Annotated in this window: 15 protein-coding genes and 2 tRNA genes; 4 read left to right on the forward strand and 13 right to left on the reverse strand. The window is 70.6% G+C overall.

What is annotated here, in order from left to right; genetic code table 11:
• The 4 genes from J1M41_RS12310 to J1M41_RS04635 form a co-directional block, all read right to left on the reverse strand.
• The coding region (locus J1M41_RS12310; protein WP_342214066.1) for a DNA-formamidopyrimidine glycosylase family protein at window positions 1-645 on the reverse strand (645 nt) is incomplete at its 3' end.
• 14 nt (window positions 646-659) lie between these two features.
• Window positions 660-1088 (reverse strand): VOC family protein, encoded by a 429-nt coding sequence (locus J1M41_RS04625; RefSeq protein ID WP_274607143.1) that lies wholly within the window; start codon window positions 1086-1088, stop codon window positions 660-662.
• A gap of 137 nt (window positions 1089-1225) precedes the next feature.
• On the reverse strand, window positions 1226-6280 hold the full coding sequence (locus tag J1M41_RS04630) for an ATP-dependent helicase (RefSeq protein WP_206451250.1): 5055 nt from the start codon (window positions 6278-6280) through the stop codon (window positions 1226-1228).
• On the reverse strand, window positions 6277-6735 hold the full coding sequence (locus J1M41_RS04635; protein WP_174232859.1) for a 23S rRNA (pseudouridine(1915)-N(3))-methyltransferase RlmH: 459 nt from the start codon (window positions 6733-6735) through the stop codon (window positions 6277-6279). Before J1M41_RS04635 ends, J1M41_RS04630 begins: the two co-directional genes overlap by 4 nt.
• A gap of 104 nt (window positions 6736-6839) precedes the next feature.
• On the opposite strand from J1M41_RS04635, the gene J1M41_RS04640 reads away from it, so the two are divergent.
• Window positions 6840-7928: an alpha/beta hydrolase gene (locus J1M41_RS04640; protein WP_206451251.1), complete on the forward strand. Its 1089-nt coding sequence runs from the start codon at window positions 6840-6842 to the stop codon at window positions 7926-7928.
• A gap of 393 nt (window positions 7929-8321) precedes the next feature.
• Here J1M41_RS04640 and J1M41_RS12230 read toward each other — a convergent pair whose 3' ends face one another.
• The 8 genes from J1M41_RS12230 to J1M41_RS04670 all read right to left on the reverse strand — a co-directional run bounded on the left by J1M41_RS12230 (window position 8322) and on the right by J1M41_RS04670 (window position 13927).
• Complete coding sequence (locus J1M41_RS12230; RefSeq protein ID WP_274607144.1) at window positions 8322-8810, reverse strand: DDE-type integrase/transposase/recombinase; 489 nt, start codon at window positions 8808-8810, stop codon at window positions 8322-8324.
• 114 nt (window positions 8811-8924) lie between these two features.
• Entirely contained in the window at window positions 8925-9161 is a 237-nt protein-coding gene (locus J1M41_RS12235; RefSeq protein WP_274607140.1) for a hypothetical protein, read from the reverse strand.
• A gap of 99 nt (window positions 9162-9260) precedes the next feature.
• On the reverse strand, window positions 9261-9464 hold the full coding sequence (locus tag J1M41_RS12240; protein WP_342214067.1) for a transposase: 204 nt from the start codon (window positions 9462-9464) through the stop codon (window positions 9261-9263).
• Window positions 9465-9766: 302 nt separating this feature from the next.
• Window positions 9767-11542, reverse strand: coding sequence for an AIPR family protein (locus J1M41_RS04650; RefSeq protein ID WP_206451252.1), 1776 nt, complete (start codon window positions 11540-11542; stop codon window positions 9767-9769).
• A 184-nt stretch (window positions 11543-11726) separates the two neighbouring features.
• On the reverse strand, window positions 11727-12233 hold the full coding sequence (locus tag J1M41_RS04655; RefSeq protein ID WP_206451253.1) for a tyrosine-type recombinase/integrase: 507 nt from the start codon (window positions 12231-12233) through the stop codon (window positions 11727-11729).
• Between the two features lie 52 nt (window positions 12234-12285).
• Entirely contained in the window at window positions 12286-13155 is an 870-nt protein-coding gene (locus J1M41_RS04660) for a hypothetical protein (RefSeq protein ID WP_206451254.1), read from the reverse strand.
• A gap of 91 nt (window positions 13156-13246) precedes the next feature.
• A tRNA-Ser gene (locus J1M41_RS04665) sits at window positions 13247-13337 on the reverse strand.
• 74 nt (window positions 13338-13411) lie between these two features.
• A complete protein-coding gene (locus tag J1M41_RS04670) occupies window positions 13412-13927 on the reverse strand; it encodes a nucleoside deaminase (protein WP_274607146.1) in 516 nt (171 codons plus the stop codon).
• Between the two features lie 75 nt (window positions 13928-14002).
• On the opposite strand from J1M41_RS04670, the gene upp reads away from it, so the two are divergent.
• The 3 genes from upp (at window position 14003) to J1M41_RS04685 (ending at window position 16496) form a co-directional block, all read left to right on the forward strand.
• A complete protein-coding gene (gene upp / locus J1M41_RS04675; RefSeq protein ID WP_206451255.1) occupies window positions 14003-14638 on the forward strand; it encodes a uracil phosphoribosyltransferase in 636 nt (211 codons plus the stop codon).
• A 474-nt stretch (window positions 14639-15112) separates the two neighbouring features.
• Window positions 15113-15901, forward strand: a complete 789-nt coding sequence (locus tag J1M41_RS04680) for a winged helix-turn-helix domain-containing protein (RefSeq protein WP_206451256.1) — start codon at window positions 15113-15115, stop codon at window positions 15899-15901.
• Between the two features lie 70 nt (window positions 15902-15971).
• Window positions 15972-16496, forward strand: coding sequence for a histidine phosphatase family protein (locus tag J1M41_RS04685; protein ID WP_002854135.1), 525 nt, complete (start codon window positions 15972-15974; stop codon window positions 16494-16496).
• A 79-nt stretch (window positions 16497-16575) separates the two neighbouring features.
• On the opposite strand, the gene J1M41_RS04690 is transcribed toward J1M41_RS04685, so the two are convergent.
• Window positions 16576-16649, reverse strand: a tRNA-Arg gene (locus J1M41_RS04690).
• Window positions 16650-16675: the final 26 nt, after the last annotated feature.

Consider the following 16675-nt stretch of genomic DNA (forward strand, 5'->3'; position numbering starts at 1 on the left):
CAGCAGGTCCCGGGCGAGCAGCACGAGTCCGGCGACGTCCTCGACGTCGCCGATCGGCCGGTGCGGGTCGATGCCGGCCAGCAGGAGGGTCTCGCAGCGGTAGATGTTGCCGATCCCGGAGACGAGCCGCTGGTCGAGCAGGGCCAGGCCGACCGGCCGCTCGGGCCGGGCCGTGAGCCGCCGCATGCCCTCGGCGAGCAGCGCGGCGCCGTCGTCGGGCGTGTCCCAGGCCGGGTCCAGCAGGTCGGGGCCGAGGTGGCCGAGGACGGCGGCCTCGTCGGCGGTGGGCACGAGGGTGAGCAGGCCCAGCTGGGCGCCGAGCACGCGGTGCTCCGCCGTCTCCAGCACCGCCCGCACCTGCCAGGCGGGGGCACCCCACCGCGCGTCGAGGGCGGAGACGAGCCAGCGCCCCTCCATCTTCAGGTGCGAGATCAGCGTGAGCGGCCGGGCCCCGGGGCGGGCCGTGGGCGGGGTCAGCCGCATTAGCAGGTACTTGGCGCGCGGCAGGACCTCGGCCACCGTCCAGCCGGTCAGGTCCGCGGTGGCGTGGCGGGGCACGCGCAGATCCGCGTGCGTCAGGGGCCGGCCCTCGAGCACGGGGCGGAGCCGATGCGCGACGCGGACGAGGGAGTCGCCTTCAGGCACGGGCCGTCACCGGCTCAGGCCGCGTTGAGCTGCCAGGTCACGCCGAAGCGGTCCCCGACCCACGCGAAGCGGCGCGAGAAGCCGTAGTCGTCGGGCGGCATGTAGTCACGGCCACCGCCGGCGAGGAGCGCGTCGTGGACCGCGTCCACCGCGGTGGCGTCCGGCAGCTCGACGAACAGGCTGATGGCCGGGGTGAACGTGAACCCGTGCGGGGTGAAGGAGTCGAAGAACCGCAGCCGCTGGCCGGCGATCTCGAGCTCGCCGTGCAGGACCTTGCCCGCCCATTCGGCGCCGCGCGGGGAGGAGTCGTCGAAGAGGTCGCGGCGGACCTCGGTGACCGGCAGGTGCTCCACGAACGCGGTGAGGTAGGCGTCCATGGCCGCACCGGCGTCGCCCTCGAACAGGAGGAACGGGGTGACGGAGGGGTCCGAGGGGTGCGGCAGGGAGTCCTCGAGCCCCCGGGCCCCGCCCCCGCGACAGGGCCACCCCGGGCAACGCGGGTTGAGTTGTCGCGGGTGTTCGACGGCGGGACCCGTGACAACTCAACCCGCGTTGCGGACGGGCGGACGGGCGTGGGTTCTCAGTTCCGGAACCGAATGCCCGATGGGCTCGAGTAGAACCCCGCGGCCAGCAGCGCCTCGGCCAGCGGCGTGCCGAGCACGGGCCCGCCGTTGACCTTCTCCAGGCTCAGCCGCTCGGTGCGGCCGGTGCGCAGCGCCCACACGAGCGCCTCCGCCGCGGCCCGCAGCTCGCCCGGATCCTCCGTGAACGCGAGCAGCGTGCGCCCGCCGCGCTCCATGTAGAGGGCCAGCCGCCCCGCGATCAGCACGACGACGGCGCCCGCCTTCCGGCCCGGGCGGTGGCCCGTGGGCACGACGCCGTCCGGCCCGGCCGGCACGGACGGCCAGTCCAGCGCGGCGCCGTAGGGGTTCGCCGGATCCGTCGCGGCCAGGGCGAGGGCGAGCGGGGCGGCGTCGACGGCGGCGTCCTCCTCGTCCCGCTGGAACCCGCGCAGCCGATCCACCACCGCGCCGGTGGAGAACTGCGCGCCGCCCAGCCCGTCGACGAAGTGGCCGCGGCGCACCTGGCCCGCGTCCTCCATTCGGGTGAGCAGCCGGTACTGCCCCGCGAACCCGCCGGGGACCTCCTCGGCCACCACGGAGCCGCGCGTGATCACGCCGTACCGGTCCAGCAGCAGCTCGGCGGTGGCGTGGGCGCGGATCGTGGGGTCCTGCTCGGCGGCGGGCAGCAGGGACCAGCGGCCGGCCGAGCGGGCCTGCTCGGCGGCCGAGAGCCCGACGGTCCCCGCCGTGAGACCGGCCGAGCCCCGGGCGCCGCCCTCGGGCGAGGCGAGCCCCGCGTACCGGCCACGCCCGCGCACCCCGGCCAGCCGTCCGCCGAGCCCGCGCCCGGCCGCCGCCCCCGCGGCCCCGCCCGTCCGCGCGGTGCGGGCCCGCGGCGTCTGCCGCCCGGTGCGGTGCGCGGTCTTGCCGAGCGAGAGCAGGCCGCGGACGGGGGCGAACGTGTCGTTGCCGACCCGGCCGTCCCACACCAGGCCCCACAGCGCGCCCAGCACCGCGGGGCCGCGGGCCAGGTCGGCCGGGTCGCGGTGCGGGTCGGGGCCGCCCGCCCCGCCTGCGCCACCCGCGTCGCCGTCGTCGCCCGCCGCCTGCGCCGCCCGCACCCGCTCCACGAGCTGCGGGAAGAACCAGGCCCCACCGCCGGCGAGCACCTCCAGCACGGCCGCGCGCAGGGCGGCGTCGGCCGGCGTCGCCTCGGCGGGCTCGGGCAGGCGCAGCGTGAGGTCCACGGCGTCGGCGGGGTGCAGGGCCACCCAGCCGTCGTTGCCGGTGGCCTCCCCGACGCCCGACCACACGTATTCGCCCGTGGCCAGCAGCTCGTCGAGCAGGGCGGGGGCGTAGTCCCGCACGCGGGCGGGCAGCACGAGGGACTCCCACGCGCTCGCGGGCAGGGGCGTGCCGGCCAGCTGGTCCAGGACGGTGGCCACCCCGTCCACGCCCTCGAGCGTGGCCGGAGGCCGCCAGGCCCCGTCGCGCCCCGCCCGCGGCCGCAGGTGCTGCCAGTCGGCGAGGAACCGGGCGTACGCGGCCTGGTCCACCGGCTCGACCTCGGCGCGCAGCGCGGCGAGGGAGCGCATGCGGATCCGCCGCAGCACCTCGGCGTCGCACCACTCGGCGTCCAGGCCGGTGGCCCCGGGGGTGCCCTCCGGCCGGAACGCGCCCGTGCTCACGCGGCGCTCGGTGGCCAGGCGCTGCAGCACCGAGAGCACGACGGCGCCCCCCAGCCCCAGCGCGGCCCCCGCCTCGGCCGCGGTGAAGGGGCCGTGGGTGCGGGCATAGCGGCCCACGAGGTCCCCGAGCGGGTCGTCGACCGGGTCGAGGAACGCGGTGGGCACCCCGTGGGGGATCGGCGTGCCGAGCGCGTCCCGCAGGCGGGCGGCGTCCTCGACGGCGGCGAACCGCTCGACCCCGTCCTGGCGCAGGCGGAACGCGCGGCCGGCGCGCTCGAGCTCCGCCAGCATCCCGGCGACGGCGGCCTCGTCCGCGGCCTCCTCCGTCTCCCCTTCGGCCCGTGTGCGCCGCGCGGCCTCGGCCACGGATAGCGGCCCCAGCAGGCGCAGCAGGTCCGCCACGCCCTCGGCCCCGCGGGCGCGCCGGTCGGGTGCGAGCCGCTGCAGCTGGGCCTCGACCTCGGCGATGACCCCGGCGTCCAGCAGCTCGCGCAGCTCCTCCGTGCCCAGCAGCTCGGACAGCAGCGCCGGGTCGAGGGAGAGCGCGGCGGCGCGGCGCTCGGCCAGCGGGGAGTCGCCCTCGTAGATGAACTGGGCGATGTAGCCGAACAGGATGGACTGGCTGAACGGCGAGGGCGCCGTCGTCGTGACCTCCACGAGCCGGACGGCCCGTGAGGACACCCGCCCCGCGAGCTCCTTGAGCGCCGGGAGGTCGTAGACGTCCTGGAGCACCTCGCGCACGGTCTCCAGGATCACGGGGAACCGCGGGTGCTTCCGTGCCACGTCCAGCAGCTGCGCGGACCGCTGCCGCTGCTGCCACAGGGGGGTCCGTCGCCCGGGGTCACGGCGCGGCAGCAGCAGGGACCGGGCCGCGTTCTCCCGGAACCGGGCCGCGAACAGCGCGGACCCGCCGACTTCCGCCGTGACGATCTCGTCCAGCTCCTCGGCCGTGAACTCGAACAGTTCCGCGCCCGGCGGCTCCGCGTCCATCAGCGGGATGCGCAGCACGATCCCGTCGTCGGCCGCCATCGCCGCGCCCGAGCCGGTCTCCAGCCCGTACCGCTGCGCCAGCCGCGCCCCCACCGCGAGCGCCCACGGGGCGTGCACCGCCATGCCGTAGGGGGAGTGCAGCACCACGCGCCAGTCGCCGAGCTCGTCCGTGAACCGCTCCACCACGAGCGTCTGCTCGGTGGGCAGCACCCCGGTGGCCTCGCGCTGGTCCTTCAGGTAGGCCAGCAGGTTGTCCTGCGCCCACGGGTCCAGGCCCGCGGCGGCCAGGCGGGTGCGGCCGGCCTCGGGGTCCGCGTCCAGCTCGCGGCGGAAGCGCCCGACGGCGTCGCCCAGCTCCGCCGGCCGGCCCGCGGCGTCGCCCCGCCAGAACGGGAGCTTGCCGGGCTGCCCGTAGGCGGGCAGCACCAGGACGCGGTCCGCGGTGATGTCCACGATGCGCCAGCTCGTGGCGCCCAGCAGGATGACGTCCCCCACGCGGGACTCGTAGACCATCTCCTCGTCGAGCTCGCCGACCCGGCGCCCGCCGGAGCGGGCCGAGCCCGCGGACGCGGAGCCCGCCGACTCGGCCGTGTCCCCGGCCGCCGCGCCGCCGGGGGTGCCGTCCGCGCCGCCGTCGGAGGCCAGGAACACCCCGAACAGGCCGCGGTCCGGGATGGTGCCGCCCGAGGTGACTGCGAGGCGCTGCGCGCCGGGGCGGGCGGCGAGCGTGCCGTTCTCCCGGTCCCACAGGATGCGCGGGCGCAGCTCGGCGAACTCGTCCGAGGGGTAGCGGCCGGCCAGCAGGTCGAGCACGGACTCGTAGGCGGAGAACGGCAGCGTCGCGAACGGCGCGGACCGGCGCACGAGGTCGAACCACTCCTGTGCGTCCAGGTCCGCGACGGCGACGGCGGCCACGGTCTGCTGGGCGAGGATGTCCAGCGGGTTGGCGGGGATCCGCAGCGACTCGATGCGCCCGGCCGTCATGCGCTCGGCCACGACGGCGGTGTCCACGAGGTCGCCCCGGTGCTTGGGGAAGAACACGCCGCGGGAGACCTCGCCCACCTGGTGGCCGGCGCGGCCCACGCGCTGCAGACCGGAGGCCACCGAGGGCGGCGACTCCACCTGGATCACCTGGTCCACCGCGCCCATGTCGATGCCCAGCTCGAGCGAGCTCGTGGCCACGACGCAGCGGATCTGGCCGGTCTTCAGCGCCTCCTCGACGATGGCGCGCTGCTCCTTGGACACGGAGCCGTGGTGGGCGCGGGCGAAGTCGGAGACGGTGCCCGATCCGGTGCCGGTCTGCCCGGCCACCTGGGCGGGGCCGTGGAAGCCGGTCGGATCCGGCGTGCGGAAGCCGGGGACGGCGTCCGGGTGCTCGGCCGCGGCGGCCGCCTCGGCGCGGGCCTCCCAGATCTCGTTGAGCCGGCCGGTGAGGCGCTCGGCCAGGCGGCGCGAGTTGGCGAACACGAGCGTGGAGCGCCGCTCGGCCACCAGGTCCACGATCCGCTCCTCGACGTGCGGCCAGATGGACCCGCCCGTCACCGCGCCCTCGTCGCCGAGCCCGCCCGTCGAGGAGCCGGGCCCCAGGTCGTGGGCCGCGGCGGGGGAGGAGAGGTCCGTCAGGTCCGGCACCGGCACCGTGACCGTGAGGTCCCAGCGCTTGGCCGAGGCGGGCCGCACCACCGTCACCGGCTGCGTGCCGCCGAGGAACCGGGCCACCTCGGCGGCCGGCTCGACCGTGGCGGACAGGCCGATCCGCTGCACCGGCGTGTCCAGCAGGGTGTCCAGGCGTTCGAGGGAGACGGCCAGGTGGGCGCCGCGTTTGGTCCCGGCCACGGCGTGCACCTCGTCCACGATCACCGTGCGGACCCCGGCCAGCGCCGCGCGGGCCTGCGAGGTGAGCATGAGGTACAGCGACTCGGGCGTGGTGATGAGGATGTCCGGCGGATCCTGCTGCAGGCGCCGTCGCTCGGCCGCCGGGGTGTCTCCGGAGCGCACACCCACCCGGACGCGCGGCACGGGCCTGCCCTGGTGTGCGGCGGTCTGTGTGATGCCCACCAGCGGGGCCCGCAGGTTCCGCTCCACGTCCACGCCGAGCGCCTTCAGCGGCGAGACGTAGAGGACGCGGGTGGCCGCCGTCCCCTCGGCGGCGGGCTCGCGCACGAACGAGTCGAGCGCCCAGAGGAAGGAGGAGAGGGTCTTGCCTGAGCCGGTCGGCGCGATCACCAGTGCGTGCCGCCCGGAGGAGATCGCGTCCCACGCGCCGAGCTGGGCCGGCGTCGGGGCCTCGAACGCGCCCGTGAACCAGGCGCGCGTGGGCTCGGTGAACCGGCCCAGGACGACGTCGGCCGCGGGCGTGGCCGTGCCCGCTGCGGTCTCCGCGGGCCCGCTCATGCGTGGTGGTACGGTCGGCCGGCGGAGATCTCCTGGGCTCGGTAGACCTGCTCCGCCAGGATCAGCCGCACGAGCTGGTGCGGGAAGACGAGCGGGGACAGGGACCAGACGCGGTCCGCGCGGGCGTGGACCCGGGCGTCCACCCCGTACGCGCCTCCGATCACCATCGTCACCGGGGCGCCGACGTCGAACCGGCTCTGCAGGTGCCGCGCCAGACCCGGCGAGTCGAACGCCGTCCCCCGCTCGTCCAGCAGGATCAGGTGCTCGTCCGCGCCGACCGCGCCCAGGATCCGGTCCGACTCCTCCGTGCGCGCCGCCTCCTCCTGCCGCGCGGAGTGCGGCAGCAGACGCCACGAGAGGTCGTAGGGCTTCTTGAGGCGCCGCTCGTAGCGGTCGATCCCGTCGACGACCCACGCCTCATGCTTCTTGCCGATGGCCAGCACCCGAACAGACATGGCCCCATGATCGCACCGGCCGCGGACACGGTACGGGGGTCGGCCCCCGCCGCTCGGTTACGCTCGCCGGGGCGGGGTGCCTGGCTCCGCACGGGAAGGGGCCCATGACGTCGACCGCACGGTCCCCGCGGGTGTCCCGCCGCGCCGCGCTCGGCCTCGGGGTCGGCGCCCTCGCGGTGGGTGGGGTGGCCGTCGTCACCGACCTGGCCGGCGCGCCCGCCGGGCCGCTGGGCGCCAACGCGCCGGCCCTGTACGACATGCGCAGCTCCACCGGGCACACGTACGCGGCCCTGCCCGGGCGCGCCGGACGCATCGACGTGTACCGGCCGCCGGGCCAGGGCCCGTTCCCGGTCCTCGTGTGGAACGCGGGCTCCGGCTGGCGCAGCGATCGCGGCTACAGCGACGGTGTCGACGTCGCCCGCGGCCTGGTCCCGCACGGCTACGCCGTCGCCGCGTTCTCGGTGCGCAGCTCCAAGCAGGGCACGTTCCCCGCCCAGGTGGAGGACGCGACGGCGGCGGTCCGCTGGGTGCGGCGCAACGCCCCGGGCCTGCAGCTGGACGCGGGGCGGGTGGCCGTGGCCGGCTCGTCGTCGGGCGGTTGGAACGCCCTCATGGCCGGCCTCACGGGCGGACAGGACCTGGACCGCGAGCAGGTGCCGCTGCCCGGCCGGGAGGTGCCCGACGGCGGCCACGCGATCCCGGAGGAGGACCGCGTCCACGCGATCGTGGACTTCTTCGGCCCCACGGACTTCCTGACGATGAACCGCCAGATGCTCCCGGGCGCGTGCGCGGACTACAACCGCGCGAACCGGCTGAAGCACTGCCACCTCGACGACCGCAGCACCAAGTCGGACATGCTGGGGGTGCCGGTCCTGGCCTCGGGCGGCCTGACTCGGCTGGCCTCCCCGATCGCGCACCTGCGCCCGGACTCGCCGCCCCTGCTGGTCGTCCACGGGCGCAAGGACGTCACGGTGCCGTGGGGGCAGAGCCTCGAGCTGTACCGGGCCGCCGAGGCCGCCGGACTGCGCACCGCGTTCTACTCGGTGGCCGAGGGTGGCCACGACCTGGGCATGATGACCGCGAAGACCCGCAGCGCGGAGGTGCTCCGCAACGGTGCGCCGGCCAGCGCCGTGCACGCCACCATCTCGTGGTCGGCGGTGGCCTCGTTCCTGGACGCCGTCCTGCCGCGCTGAGCCGGCGGCCGGACCCGCCCCGGCATGGCGAAAGCCCGGGAGCGCAGGGCTCCCGGGCTTCACATCTGGCGGTGACGGTGGGATTTGACCTCGATCCGCTGAGAGGTTGATTTTCCGCGGCCTCCGGGGCGAATCTGTGTCCGTGGTCAACTCACCCGATCAACTTGCAAGCACGAGGAGGTCATAGCTCGCGATCTGAGCGTCGATTGTTGATCTCCTATGTCGTTGTGAGGTTTGACGCTGCGACTGCGTCAGGAGGGCAGCTATGAACAGCGACGGGCCACGCAGTCGTCTTCCAGCGACCAGCGGACGCAAGGCGACTCGACGAAAGCATCTGTGCCCAGAATCTCCCAGACGAGGGGACTGCTGCACGGATAGATGACAGGTGGGGTCTCAGGCCGCGAGGCTCACGGCCGGGTTCCTGATTGTCTCGTACTCGATGGGCGTCAACCGGCCGAGACGGGCCTGCCGGTGGCCACGGTGATACTTGCGCTCGATCCAGGTGACGATCGCGATCCGGAGCTCGTCGCGGGTCTTCCACCGCTTGCTGTCCAGGACGTTCTTCTGCAGTAGTGCGACGAATGATTCCATGGCCGTGTTGTCGCCAGCAGCACCGACCTGGCCCATCGAGCCCAGGAGCTGGTGGCGGTTCAGAGCATGCACCAAGGTCCTGGATCGGAATTGCGACCCGCAGTCCGAATGCACGATGCAGCCAGCGACGTCACCGCGGCGAGAAACGGCGTTGTCCAGCGCGTTCACTGCCAGTCGAGCCTTCATCCGGTCACTGATCGAGTAGCCCACGATCCTCCCGGAGAACAGATCCTTGACCGTGCAGAGGTAGAGCTTGCCCTGGCCGGTGGGGTGCTCGGTGATGTTGGTCAGTCACAGCCAGGTCGGCGCGTCGGCGGTGAAATCACACCGCACTTGGTCGTCATGGACCGGTGGCCTGGGCTTCTTCCCGAGCACCGACCACCAGCCGTTGTCTCGGCAGATCCGTCATGCGCTGCGTTCACACATCGCCTTCCCTGCGGCCCTGGCCTCGTCGACCAGGAAGCGGTAGCCGGACTCAGGATCGTCCCTGTGGGCGTTGAACCGGGCATCCGCCCGGTACGCCTGCACGAGCTCACCGGTGGTGACAGGGCTGGCCAGCCAGCGGTAGTAGGGCTGGCGGGAGAGCTTCAGGACCCGGCACGTCACCGCGACGGGTATCCCGTCGGCGGCGAGCTCTTTCACGAGCGGGTAGAGCCTTTCCCGGCAGGTTGGCCTGGGAGAGGTAGGCCGCCGCCCGGCGCAGGACCTGGTTCTCCTGTTCGAGAAAACGGATTCGTTTCCTCAGTTCTTGGTTCTCTGTGGCCTCGGTTCTCGAGGGCCGGGCTTCTCACCGTTGTCGATGTCGGCTTGGCGCATCCACTTTGACAAGGTCATCTCGTGGATACCGAAGTTCTTGGCGATCTGGGCCAGGGTCACGCTGTCTTCACGGGTGCGGGCGACGCGGACGACGTCGTCGCGGAACTCTTGGGGGTAGGGAGCGGGCACAGCAACATCCTCACAGGTTGCCCGGTGGACAAGCCAGATCAGGTGTCACCTATCGGTGCAGCAGTCCTGCGGGTCTCTTCTGGCAGGTGGGTTGTTGAGGAACTTCCACCCTGCGGCAGGGGCCCGCTCGTCTCATCTCAGCCCGTACCCCATGGCAAGAACCTCATGACCCACAACATCTAGTCGCGGGGCTGGCGATGGTGTCTACACGGTTGAGTGGACCTTCCGTTAGAACGCAGACCAGAAGGCCGGGGATTTTCATTGAAGGTCGATCCCCGGCCTTCTTTGTGCCGTCAGCGTCTCTAGGCTTTCGTCTTCACCGCCTTCGCCTTCTGCAGAAGGGCCTCCTGATGCCGTCGGTTCCGCACATCGTCCTTTCGGAGGCTCCGCCCCTCGGAGAGAACGCTCTGGAACTGCTCCGTTGCTAGCTCCATGGCCTTCGAGATAGCGAGTTCAATCCGGTCAGAATCGGTGACCTTGAACTGAACCTTCTTTGCGGAGGCAAGCCGACGCCTCGCGGATTCGACATCATTCGCTTCAAACACCGTTGCTATCTGAGGGTTGATGATGACAGAGACCATCATGGCGATATGATACTTCGCCGCCTTCAGGGTCGTGGAGTCGGGGGTGCGAGCGAAGTATCTATCCAGCCTATATAGGATCCATGCGGCGTAGTAATACGCCTCGACTGAGTAGTTGCCCCACACGAAGGAATCTTCGGCTTCGAGTTCCTTCGGCGAACCGATCGCTCGAAAGGATTCGCCGAAGAGAGTGGCGGCGACTGCCCGATTGAGCTCCGGCGTAGTGACGACCCGTGTCCTCGGAAAGTCCAGAGCAGCGTGCTGGATCTGACGCAGGTACCGCAGGCCATCTGCACCTGATTGGGTGAAATACTCCTCGACGTCCTTGGCGATCTGCGAGCTGGCTTGGATGTCAGTCGAAGCGATCGCGGTTTGGAGATTCGTAGCAATCGCCACGCTGGTCCGCACGCTTGCATCGTCTGAGCTGACGATCTTCACCGGAATCCAAAGATCGGACAAGAGTGCCGGGTTGTCCTTGACCTTCTCACTTGCCGCCCACCTCACTAGCTGATGGCTTGTCTGTCCGCCGTTCACGATCTGGTAGCCAGAGATGAAGAACTTGTCTCCAGCTCCCCTGAGTGAACTAGCGATGATCGTGAGACCGTTGTTCAGGAACGGGAACTGCTCGCGCTCCTCGCTCTCGAGGGTTCGTGTGATCCGCATGTTTACGGTGTTGTGCGCTCCGAGATCGAGTCGCACGTTGTCATCGAAGATCCCGGGTCGGATAGAACCAGTCTCGTCCGTCAACAGCTTCAAGGCTTCCGCGCCAGACAGCAGCCCGATGTAAGCCTCGCTCACGCGCTCGGTGGCGGGGATCGTCTGCCGCTTCGTGAAGTCGAACCGGATGTTTTGAGGTCCGTGTCGTTCCTTCAGCTTCGCCGCGAGCGCATCGTGTCCGTGAGTTTTCAACTCGAAGGGCTCCGAATAGACCCCTAGCTCGTTGATCCGGCGGACCGCCTCGGTGACTTGGAGTTCCTTGCGCGCATCGGCCCCGTCGTGGCCGCTGGTCGTGACGTAGAACACCTCACACGGAATCCTCGTCTCCTGGAACTTGTCACCGTTCTCGGCAATCTTGTCGATCAACGCTGCGATATCCACCAGCGCGGCGGGAAGAGCAATGTTTTGGGGGTTGATCGCATACTTCGTGACTGACTCAATCCCGTGGAGGAACTTCGCGATCAGCTTCGCGTCGTAAGACTCACTCGTCTTGGCCTGGATGAAGACGACCCGCGCGGTGTTCGATGTCTGCTCGGAGATCAGTTCGTCGATCTCCGAAGGTTCGAACACGAGCTGCCCATTCACGACCACAGCGGCGATGTCGATCCCCTCGTCCGAGCCTCCTCCGCGGACAGACCGCTCGATCTTCTCTACATCGTCCCTCAGATAGGGATAGAGGTAGTTTGCCGCTACATAAAGCTCGAACTGCTTGTCCTCCGATACCGCGAAGCCGAAGTCACGCGCAAACTTGGCGACGCGCTTACCTGTGAGAGTGTGCAAACTGTTCCCCCCTGATCAGCGACGGCGGCGACCCTCACCGCGTCGTAGCACTGATAGTAGCGTCGGGACCGCGGAACAGACTCGGGCCGATACGTTCAGCGGCGATAGGCGACAGTCTCAGGCAGCATCGCCCCCCGTCGCCCACAACCGACCGTCTGTGGTCTTCGGCGTCTTAGGCGGGCGGCTACTTACCACCGTAGAAGCTATCCACATAGCTAATGCTGACTTTCGAGGCGCGGCGGGCGTTGTCTGCGCTGCTGTAGGTCGCGAGTTGAGCATCTGCATTCTTGGGAGACCAGCCCATCATCGCGATCAGCGTTTCCTTGTCGGCTCCCTCCTCGATCATCGCAGCAGTCGCGACATGGCGCAGAGTGTCGACGGTCATGCCTTTAGGCAGGTTCTTGATGGAAAAGACGAGATTCACGATCGCCTGGCGATCGCGCTGAGCATAGATTGGCTTCCCGTCGGGCCGCGTGAAGAGCAACGCATCCATGCTCTCTTCCTTGTCGGGCTGAAAGCCGGGAAGCTTGCGCCGCGCGATCTGTCGCTTGCGGTGGGAGCAAGCATCCTCCAGGCATCCTCGGGAATCACGATCTCCCGCTTTCCGCTGTCGCTCTTGGTCGAGGTCAGCTCCCAGCGAGTCTCTCCGATTCGCTGAGGACAGTTCGAGGTAGTTCTGCCGCAGCTCCATTTGCCGGTGGCGCGGTTGAGTTCCCATCCGTGCTCCGCGCTGATCCGCTGGATTAGCTTGTCGATGACGATCCGCCTTTTCCCGGCCTGCCTTTCTTGAGACTGCTGTCTGTCATCCCAAGAACCTCGCCCTGACGCATCCCGAGCATCCCGAGGAACCACCGCGCCTCCTGATCTGCCGCCGTCGTTGCTGGGATCAGATACTTCCCGAGGAACTTCGACGCCTGGCGGATCTTCTTGGTGTCCTCCTTGGTTTTCTTCTTCTTGGGCGGCGGCTTGATCCCAACCATCGGGTGCCCCAAGTCGATCCCATCTCGCTGGTAGTTGTCGAGCGCACTCTTGAGGCAGATGAATACCTGCCGGGTAGAGTCGCCGCCTAGCCCTTTGGTCGGGAGCTCGATGTGGAAGAACTTCTCCAGTTCGGCGTAGGTCAGCGTGCGGACTGGACGATCACCGAAGTCCGGGAGCAGGTAATTCCTGATTCCAGCGTCATATATGTGGGTCGCGTTGGGAGCCAGATCCTCGCGCTTGCGCTCGTCGAGCCAGTCGATGAGGCAATTGCCCACAGTGAACCGAGCGATTCGCGGGTCGACGGGAATCTTGTCGAGAGATTCGAAGCCATATTCCACACGAGCGATGAGGATCTTGTGATCGCGCTTCTGGATCGCCTCGCACTCTGTGCGAGCCTGAGCCGTAGACTTCTTACGCCTGTCGCCCAGTTCCACGGTTCTGGCTGCCCGGTAGTAGACGGCTACGCTGCCATTCTTGCGTTTCCGCTCGGCTGGGAAAACCGTGCCTTCGCCGTCAGCCCGACGCTTCGGCCGGCACGCTCCATTCGGCCCGTGTTTCTTTCGGACGATCGACGCCAGGCGCTTAGCGTCGTCATCGAACTCATACCTGGGGCGATCATCGTCGTGGTCCACTCACAAAGTCAACTCGCTCAATGGTGTCGTACAACGAAAAAACCGCATGATCCCGTGAGATTTGACTTCTCAACGGGATCATGCGGTTACCTGGCGGTGACGGTGGGATTTGAACCCACGGTACGGGGTTACCGTACACAGCATTTCGAGTGCTGCACCTTCGGCCGCTCGGACACGTCACCAGACCAGGACATCCTACCCGAGCCGCGGCGGCGCACCCAAACCGGCCGCCCGCCGTCGTCGGGCGCGGGCGCGTTCAATCGCGCTGTGCCGCGAAGAACCCCCGCAGCAGCGCCGCGCTCTCCTCGGAACGGACGCCGGCGCGGACCTGCACCCGGTGGTTGAAGCGGGGGTCGCGGACCACGTCCAGCACCGAGCCGCACGCGCCCGCCTTCGGGTCCCACGCCCCGAACACGACGCGCGGGATGCGGGCCAGCAGCAGCGCGCCGGCGCACATGGGGCAGGGCTCGAGGGTCACCACGAGGGTGCAGTCCGTCAGGCGCCAGCCGTCGCCCGCCCCGGCGGCGGCCCGCAGCTCCGCCCCGCGGCGCAGCGCGAGGACCTCGGCGTGGGCGGTGGGGTCGTGGTGCTGCTCGCGCTCGTTCCCGACGACGGCCAGGACGGTCCCGTCGCCGGCCACGAGGGCGGCGCCGATCGGCACGTCGCCGGCCGCTCCGGCCGCGCGGGCGGCCCGGAGGGCCAGGCCCATCCACGCGTGCTCCTGCTCGGCCGTGGGCGCGGGGGAGGGGACGGGGGGCGGACACGCGGCCAGCCTAGCGGCGGTGTCGGCGCCCCCGCGGGCGCGGGGACGGGCGGAGGGATGCGCGTGGGCGGTACCGTGGGCGCCATGCGCGTCCACATCGTCGACCACCCGCTCGTGGCCCACAAGCTCAGCGTCCTGCGGGACAAGAAGACCCCGTCCATGATCTTCCGGCAGCTCACGGAGGAGCTCGTGATGCTGCTCGCCTACGAGGCGACGCGCGACGTGGCCATGGAGGAGGTGCGGATCGAGACCCCGGTGACCGAGACCACCGGCTTCCGGCTGGCCCGCCCGCGTCCGCTGGTCGTGCCGATCCTGCGCGCGGGGCTCGGGATGCTGGAGGGGATGACCAAGATGGCGCCGTCCGCCGAGGTCGGGTTCCTCGGCATGGCCCGCAATGAGGAGACGCTGGACATCGTCACCTACGCGGAGCGGCTGCCGGCCGACCTGTCCGGGCGTCACGTGTTCGTCCTGGACCCCATGCTGGCCACGGGAGGCACGCTGATCGAGGCCATCCGCTTCCTCTATCAGCGCGGCGCGGCGCGGGTCACGTGCCTCTGCCTGCTCGGGGCGCCCGAGGGCATCGAGCGGCTGGAGGCCTCGCTGGGCGACGTCGAGGTGGACCTGTACGTGGCCGCCGTCGACGAGCGCCTGGACGAGCGGTCCTACATCGTCCCCGGCCTCGGCGACGCCGGCGACCGGCTCTACGGTCTGGCGGAATGACCTGATCGGACCTCCGCGTCCGCCACGAGACGACCACGGCCCCCGCCCCCACCCGGCGGGGGCCGTGGTCGTCTCGTGAGAGCGTCTCCGGCGGGGGCGTCAAGCGGGGCCGCGAATGTGTCGTCCATCTAGTGGACGTCACGACCCGCTGTGACCCGTCATCATGGCGTCACATGGAAAACCTGGAAGTCGCCTGCATAAATATTCCGCATACTCATTGGTCCGGCGGCGCGCTCCCACCTGTTGAACAATGAGAGGGTCCCGCGGGCGAGCCGAGCGGCGGCGCGACGCTATTCCGATCCGCGAATAGTGATGTTGAGCACATTCAGGACTCTTCTTCTCAAATAACGAGACAAAAGCGCGAACGTTACTTGCCAGTCCCCTCGGTGAAGTCACATTCTTGTCATGTGACGCCTCGTCCGCCGCACCGACCGAGCGGTGGAGGGGCCATGAGCCGAAAGAGGAGTGGTGGCCATGGGTCAGTCCGCCGGATACGTGCACATCTCCGTCCGCAACGCGCAGCGCCGGGCCGACGGCATGTCCCGCCGAGGCCAGGCCCGCGCAGGCCTGCGCCTGGCCGGTGGCACCGACGCCCCCGACCCCCAGACGGCGCCGACGCCGGTCCTGGCGCCGAACGGCATCCCGGGTCCCCAGGCGGTGGCCCGGGAGAACGAGGCCCGTGGGTTCGTCATCTACGTGGGCATGGACGAGCTGGCCGCCTCGGCCGCCGGCACCTCCCTCACGCGGCTGGCCAATGAGCTGCGCCACTACGTGGAGTCCCTCGTCCCCGGGGCGGAGTCGCACGCCGCCGTCGCCCTGGCCCCCGCCGGCGCGGAGGGCCGCGACATCGAGGTCGTGCGCCAGGTGCTCGGCGATCCGACCGTGCAGGGCGGCACCCGTCCCGACCTGGCGCAGGCGCCGGCCCCCGTGTCCACGCGCCAGCCCGGCGTGCTGATCGACCTGTCCCGGCGCGAGGTGCAGCTGGACGGCGAGTCCCTGAACCTCACCTTCAAGGAGTTCGAGCTCCTGAACTACCTCGTGGAGAACGGCGAGCGCACCGTCGGCCGCGAGGAGCTGCTCGACGCCCTGTGGCGCAACGCCGACGAGGTGCCCAACGAGCGCACCATCGACGTGCACATCCGCCGCCTGCGCGCCAAGCTCGGCCGCCTCGCGAACACCGTGCGCACCGTGCGCGGCCAGGGCTACCGCTTCTACCGCCACCCCGAGGTGGTCGTGTGGGCGGCGCCGGAGTACAGCATCTGACCCGCGCCCGCCCGTGTCCGACGACGGCCCCCGCTCACCCGAGCGGGGGCCGTCGCCGTAGCCTGGCCGCATGAGCACCGCCGACGCGAAGACCCTGATCGTCCTCCGGCACGCCAAGGCCGGCTGGCCCGACGCGGCCGACGACCACGCCCGCCCGCTCGCCGAGCGAGGCCACGCCCAGGCGCCCGCCGCCGGCGACTGGCTCCGCGAGCACGACCTCGTCCCGGACGCCGTCGTGTGCTCCGACGCGCTGCGCACCCGTCAGACGTGCGTGTGGGTGTGCGAGCGCCTGGGCGAGCTGGCACCCACGCCCTACCTGGACCCGCGGCTGTACGGCGCCGACGCGGCGCGGGCCCTGGCCGTCGTCAACGAGACGGAGGAGACCACGCGACGGCTGCTGGTGGTGGGCCACATGCCGTGGGTGCAGGAGCTGGGCATGCGGCTGATGAGCCTGGACTCGGACCAGGACGCGGCGCTGCGCATGAGCGAGCACTACCCGACGCTCGGGATGCAGGTGTTCCGGGTGGAGAAGCCGTGGGCCGAGCTCGACGGCCGCGACGCCGCCCTGACGCACTTCGTGGTTCCGGGGCGCTGACCTCCGCGGCGGCGCGCGTGGCAGAGGCGCGCCGACATGACGAAGGCCCCGCTCCAACAGGAGCGGGGCCTTCCGATCGTGCGCCCAAAGGGATTCGAACCCCTGACCTTCTGTTCCGTAGACAGACGCTCTATCCAGCTGAGCTATGGGCGCATCGTCCGATCCGCCGGAGCGGCTCG

Source organism: Micrococcus sp. KRD096, from assembly GCF_017168495.1.
GTDB lineage: Bacteria > Actinomycetota > Actinomycetes > Actinomycetales > Micrococcaceae > Micrococcus > Micrococcus luteus.